The organism is Bacillus sp. 05T31 (assembly GCF_056396725.1).
In genome coordinates this window covers 1-5886 of record NZ_JBFTMA010000228.1, presented here as the reverse complement: position 1 = coordinate 5886, position 5886 = coordinate 1, and the positions used below count along the sequence as shown (strand labels likewise).

At 36.2% G+C, this 5886-nt stretch carries 6 protein-coding genes; all 6 read left to right on the top strand.

Annotated elements, in window-relative coordinates; genetic code table 11:
• The first annotated feature begins 188 nt into the window (after nucleotides 1-188).
• Nucleotides 189-512 carry a cytochrome c551 gene (cccB, locus tag AC1DJR_RS15025; protein WP_429686491.1) on the top strand — a complete coding sequence of 108 codons (324 nt, stop codon included), beginning with the start codon at nucleotides 189-191 and terminating at the stop codon, nucleotides 510-512.
• Nucleotides 513-834: 322 nt separating this feature from the next.
• A complete protein-coding gene (ftsE, locus tag AC1DJR_RS15020; RefSeq protein ID WP_477002922.1) occupies nucleotides 835-1521 on the top strand; it encodes a cell division ATP-binding protein FtsE in 687 nt (228 codons plus the stop codon).
• The gene (ftsX, locus tag AC1DJR_RS15015) at nucleotides 1511-2404 is read left to right on the top strand and encodes a permease-like cell division protein FtsX (RefSeq protein ID WP_002089596.1); all 894 of its coding nucleotides are present in this window, start codon (nucleotides 1511-1513) and stop codon (nucleotides 2402-2404) included. The genes ftsE and ftsX overlap by 11 nt, the downstream gene beginning before the upstream one ends.
• A gap of 118 nt (nucleotides 2405-2522) precedes the next feature.
• Nucleotides 2523-3959: a S41 family peptidase gene (locus tag AC1DJR_RS15010; protein WP_477002921.1), complete on the top strand. Its 1437-nt coding sequence runs from the start codon at nucleotides 2523-2525 to the stop codon at nucleotides 3957-3959.
• 111 nt (nucleotides 3960-4070) lie between these two features.
• The gene (locus AC1DJR_RS15005; protein WP_429686489.1) at nucleotides 4071-5255 is read left to right on the top strand and encodes a PDZ domain-containing protein; all 1185 of its coding nucleotides are present in this window, start codon (nucleotides 4071-4073) and stop codon (nucleotides 5253-5255) included.
• A 128-nt stretch (nucleotides 5256-5383) separates the two neighbouring features.
• Nucleotides 5384-5886: ABC transporter transmembrane domain-containing protein (locus AC1DJR_RS15000; protein WP_477002920.1), on the top strand; the 503-nt coding region annotated here is incomplete at its 3' end.

Sequence of the window (5886 nt, the reverse complement as noted above, 5' to 3'; positions counted from 1 at the left end):
GTGTTCACAGAATTGAAACAATTTATGAAAGCTTATTTTATTAGGCTTCTCACTATATTTGTGAAAAATATGAAATACACCTTAGTTTTTCTATATAAAGATAATGCTTATAATGAATATTGAATGTGTTATGAAAACTATTGCCTAGTTATGAATGAAAAGAATATCAACAATGGGGAGCGATAGAAGTGAAAAAGAAATTGTTGGCTATTACGCTGGGGACATCAGTCGTTTTTGCTTTAGGAGCATGTGGAAATAAAGAAGAGAGTAAGTCTTCGAATCAGTCTGCAAGTACAGATAGTGCAGAACAAATTTTCCAAAGAAGTTGTGCTGGTTGTCACGCGAAAGATTTATCAGGAGCAACTGGACCTGATTTAAGAAAAGTAGGCAGTAAGTATGACGCTGCAGATATCGAAGGAATTATTAAAAAAGGTCGCGGCTCAATGTCACCTGGACTTATTCAAGGTGAAGACGCAAAAAAAGTAGCTGAATGGTTAGCGGAGCATAAATAAGAAACATAATTAATAAACGAGCTGATTGTATAACTTGACCGAAAAGTGCTTCGAGTTAAGTAATTACATGAGCTCGTTTACCTTTTATTAGGATGTAACATAACTGTAACAAAATTGTATCCGAATTGGAAACCGATTGATGTTACAATGGGGTTTGTAGAATTTTGATGAAATATATTACATAGAGTAGCGTTGCTAATAAAAAGCATGTATGAAGCTACCTTCAACAAGAATGGTCGAACGAAAATAAAGGTTTTTCTTTTATTTTCAAATGTATAGAAAAGTATTTCTAAAAAAATCATTAAGTATTGGGTGATAAATAATGATAAAAATGACGAATGTTTATAAGGAGTACCCAAATGGTATGAAAGCCATTGCTGGTCTCACAGTTAACATTAAACAAGGTGAATTCGTATACSTAGTTGGACCGAGTGGAGCCGGAAAATCTACATTTATTAAAATGATGTATCGTGAAGAGAAGCCATCTACAGGATCAATTAATGTAAATGGACTTGTAATTGAAACATTAGCAGAAAGAGATGTTCCATATTTCCGTCGTCAATTAGGCGTGATTTTCCAAGATTTTAAATTGCTACCTAAGTTAACGGTATATGAGAATGTTGCGTTTGCTTTAGAAGTAATTGAAGAAGAGAAGGAAGCGATTCGTGAGCGCGTTACAGAAGTGTTAGGTCTTGTTGGTCTTGAAGAGCGTGCCGATGCACTTCCAAATGAGCTTTCGGGCGGAGAGCAACAACGTGTGGCGATTGCAAGAGCGATTGTAAATAAGCCAAAGGTTGTAATTGCCGATGAGCCAACAGGTAACTTAGATATTGAAACAGCTCTTGATATTATGAAGATTTTTAAACGTATTAATGAGCGTGGTACAACGATTGTTATGGCGACACATAACGCAGATATCGTAAATACAATTCGTCATCGTGTAATTGCAATTGAAGGCGGAAGAATTGTTCGAGACGAGATTGAGGGAGGATACGGATATGAAGGCTAAAACCCTTAGTCGACATTTGCGAGAAGGTGTGAAAAATCTATCCCGTAACGGATGGATGACATTTGCTTCTGTAAGTGCAGTAACAGTTACATTATTACTTGTAGGTGTCTTTTTGACAGCGATTATGAATATGAACCATTTTGCGACGAAAGTAGAGCAAGATGTAGAAATTCGTGTGCATGTTGATCCAGCAGCAAAAGAAGCTGATCAAAAGAAATTAGAAGAAGATATGAGTAAAATTGCGAAAGTAGATTCTATTAAATATTCTTCTAAAGAAGAAGAGTTGAAACGTTTAATTAAAAGCTTAGGCGATAGTGGAAAAACGTTCGAGTTATTTGAGCAAGATAACCCACTGAAAAACGTATTTGTTGTAAAGGCGAAAGAACCAACAGATACGGCAACAATTGCGAAAAAGATTGAGAAAATGCAGTTTGTAAGTAATGTTCAATACGGTAAAGGTCAAGTTGAAAAATTATTTGATACTGTAAAAACTGGTCGTAACATCGGGATTGCGTTAATTGCGGGTCTTCTATTCACAGCGATGTTCTTAATCTCTAACACAATTAAAATTACAATTTATGCTCGTAGTACTGAGATTGAAATTATGAAACTTGTTGGTGCAACAAACTGGTTTATTCGTTGGCCGTTCTTGTTAGAGGGATTATTCCTAGGAGTATTAGGATCAATTATTCCAATTGGCCTAATTTTAGTTATGTATAATTCGTTGCAAGGTGTGTTTAATGAAAAACTTGGCGGAACAATTTTCGAGCTTCTACCATACAACCCATTCGTATTCCAATTAGCTGGTTTATTAATGTTAATCGGTGCATTAATCGGTATGTGGGGAAGTGTAATGTCAATTCGTCGCTTCTTAAAAGTATAAAAAGTTGCAAACATAATTCGTACAAGCTTATCATATAGTAGAAATAGGTAAAGGCATCACACATCGTGTGATGCCTTTTGCTACACCACCTGTGTGTTCTGGAAAGGGGAATTCCGCATTGAAACGTAGAGTTGCAATTATTGGAATGGTTGTTGCATTTTTAATTGGTGCTGGCGGGATGTTTGGTGGTATGTACTGGTTTGGGATAAACCCAGCGTATGTAACGCAAACAGTATCGAATGGTAATGCTGGCACAGCGCAAGGGAATTTGGCAAAGATTAATGAGGCGTATGCACTAATTGATTCACGTTATGTGGAAGACGTGAAAGACGACAAATTAGTCGAAGGTGCGATACAGGGAATGTTGTCTACGCTGAAGGACCCTTATTCCACGTATATGGATAAAGAAACGGCAAAACAGTTTAGTCAGTCACTAGATCCTGAACTTGAAGGGATTGGAGCTGAAGTGAACAAGACGGAYGGTAAGCTTATTATCGTATCGCCAATTAAAGGTTCACCAGCAGAAAAGATAGGAATTAAACCGAATGACCAAATTTTATCTGTAGATGGAAATAGTGTGAAAGATTTATCACGTGAAGAAGCAGTATTAAAAATTCGTGGTAAAAAAGGAACGACTGTTGCAATTGAAATTAAGCGCGCAGGAGTGGCTGATCCGATAGAATTTAAAATTAAGCGTGAAAAGATTCCGATTTTCACTGTATTTAGTTCCGTAAAGCAAGAGAGTGGAAAAGACATCGGTTATATGCAAATTACTTCTTTCGCTGAAAATACTGCAAAAGAATTTAAGGATCAGTTAAAAGAGTTAGAGAAGAAAAACATAAAAGGCTTAGTTATTGACGTACGTGGTAATCCTGGTGGCTATTTAAATAGTGTAGAAGATATACTAGGAGACATCATGACAGATAAAAAGCCAATGCTACAAGTAGAACAGCGAAATGGTGAGAAGAAGAAATTCTCTACGGAACTGAAAGAAAGAAAGTCATATCCAATTTCAGTATTAATTGATAATGGAAGTGCTTCTGCTTCAGAGATTTTAGCGGGTGCACTGAAAGAGGGAGAAGGATACGATTTAATTGGTGAAAAAACGTTTGGTAAAGGTACTGTTCAACAGGCTGTTCCATTTAAAGATGGCAGCAATATTAAATTAACAATGTTTAAATGGTTAACACCGGATGGCAATTGGATTCATAAAAAAGGAATCGCGCCAACTGTAGAAGTAAAGCAACCAGATTATTATCATGCGACGCCAATTCAAATTGAAAAGACACTTTCATACAATTCAAATGATGTACAAGTAAAACACGCGCAAGAAATGCTTAAGAGCTTAGGATATGTACCAGGACGTGAAGATGGATACTTTAGCAAAGAGACAGAATCAGCATTAAAAGCATTCCAAAATGCGAATGAGATGGAAGCAACAGGAAAACTYGATAAAAAGACAGCTGAAGYGATTCAAACTAAAATCATTGAAAAAATCCGTTCTGGAGAAAATGATTTACAATTACARACSGCATTGAAATTAATAGCGAAATAAGAAAGAATACAGGCACTTTGATGCCTGTATTTTTTTATGTGTTAAACAAACATTTCTTTAGTTATGATAAGATAAAAAGAAAAAATGATATAAATGGTGGTGAATGAATTCGTGGAGGCATGGCTTTTTGAAATACTACGAGCAGTTGGACGTTTTTTCTTACACCCTGCTGTCTATGTATTTTTAATTAGTAGTATCTTCGTTGGATACTTACGTATATTACGAGAACGAAAAGATTTTTCTTTTAAAGTATATGATATTTGGTTTGAACTACGAACAACTCTATTTGCAGGTATTGGGTACGGATTAATCGTATCTATTATTACGGTTGGGCTTGGGCTTGTTGTTTCAAAAGCGAGTTTATGGGCAATTTTACTTTGGACGTTATTATTCGGATTAACTGCTATGTATCGATATTTATCTGTAGCTTATACTTTTGGAATCGCCATTGCACTCGTGTTGTTATCGTCTAAGATGCCAGTTTCCTTCTTACAGCTTGGAGAAGGTGAAGAGGGTACGATTGTATCCCTTGCTATTTTATTAGGCGTTATGCTCGTTGTAGAGGGGTTATTAATCTCTAAAAATGCAGTTCGCTATTCTACGCCGAAAATTAACAAAGGTAAGCGTGGGCTACGAATTGGACTACATGAATCAAATCGTTTATGGCTTGTACCAGTATTTATTCTTATACCAGGAGACGCGGTGACAGGATTTATTTCTTGGTGGCCTGTCGTTTCAATAGGTTCGACTACATACTCTTTATTCCTCGTTCCATTTTTAATTGGATTTATGAGAAAGGTTAGAAGTTATGAGCCGACGGAAGCTTTATTATTTACAGGAAGACGTGTCTATGGATTAGCAGGGCTCGTACTCGTTTTAGGTGTCGCAAGTTACTGGTGGCACGTACTCGCAATTATCGCGATGGGAGTCGCAATGCTTGGGCGCTTTACAATCACGGTGCAAGAGAAAATTGCAGACGAGAAAAGACCAGCATACTTTGCAGCACGTAATGATGGACTTGTTGTATTAGATACAATTCCTAATACAATCGGGGCAGAAATGAATTTAAAGCCTGGAGAAGTTATTACGAAAGTAAATGGAATCATTCCAAGAAGTACCGAAGAGTTTTATGACGCGCTTCAAACGAAGACGACAGGGGCATTTTGTAAATTAGAAGTAGTAGATACAAATGGTGAGCTTCGTCTTGCTCAAACAGCATTATACGCCGGGGGACATCATGAATTAGGTGTTGTGTTTGTCCAGCAAGAGCATGAGTGGGATTCGGAAGCTATATAAAATAAAATGGAAACCTTCATCAAATATAGATGAAGGTTTTTTTAGTTTCATAGACGGATAACTTRAATAATTATTTGATAATGGTTATCATTTAGAGAGTCTTTTAATTTGGAAAAGGGAGGAAAGATATGCTACGTAAATTTTTTTCTTACTATAAACCGTACAAAGGTTTATTCGTACTCGATTTTTCCTGTGCAGTTATCGCAGGTTTACTCGAACTTGGTTTCCCGCTTATCGTAAATCAATTTATTGATAAGTTATTACCAGGACAAAACTGGACGCTTATTTTATGGGCTTGTTTCGGTTTGTTCGTAGTTTATGTGTTAAATGCAGGTTTGCAATATGTCGTTACATATTGGGGACATATGCTTGGGGTTAACATTGAAACAGATATGAGGCAGAAATTGTTTGATCACATTCAAAAGCTATCATTCAGATTTTTTGATAATAATAAAACAGGTCATTTAATTTCACGTCTTACAAACGATTTAATGGAAATTGGGGAAATTGCTCACCATGGACCAGAAGATTTATTCATTGCTATTATGACTTTAGTTGGAGCATTTTCATTTATGATGATGATTAACTGGAAGTTAGCACTTCTAACATTCTTCGTAATCCCGTTCTTATT